The organism is Leifsonia sp. SIMBA_070, from assembly GCF_046534635.1.
Taxonomy (GTDB): Bacteria; Actinomycetota; Actinomycetes; order Actinomycetales; family Microbacteriaceae; genus Leifsonia.
Window position 1 is genome coordinate 1 of the sequence record NZ_JAWRYK010000507.1, and the last position, 259, is coordinate 259.

Sequence of the window (259 nt, forward strand, 5' to 3'; positions counted from 1 at the left end):
CGGACCATCCGGCTGCGGCAAGACCACGCTTCTGCGGATGATTGCCGGTTTTGAAGATGTTGATGGCGGCGAAATCCATATCGGCGACAGCCGCGTTTCTCATGTTGATGGCAGTGTGCCGCCGGAGAAGCGGCAGGTCGGTATCGTCTTCCAGAACTATGCGCTCTGGCCGCATATGACGGTCGCAGAGAATGTCGGCTATAGTCTGCGGGTGGCCAAAGTTGCCAAAGCCGAGCGCGAGGCTCGTGTGAAGCAAGCG

At 59.1% G+C, this 259-nt stretch carries 1 protein-coding gene; it reads left to right on the top strand.

Going from position 1 to position 259, the window contains the following annotated elements; all coding sequences use genetic code 11:
- On the top strand, positions 1–259 hold a 259-nt coding region (locus SB754_RS21240; RefSeq protein WP_410784320.1), incomplete at both ends, for an ATP-binding cassette domain-containing protein.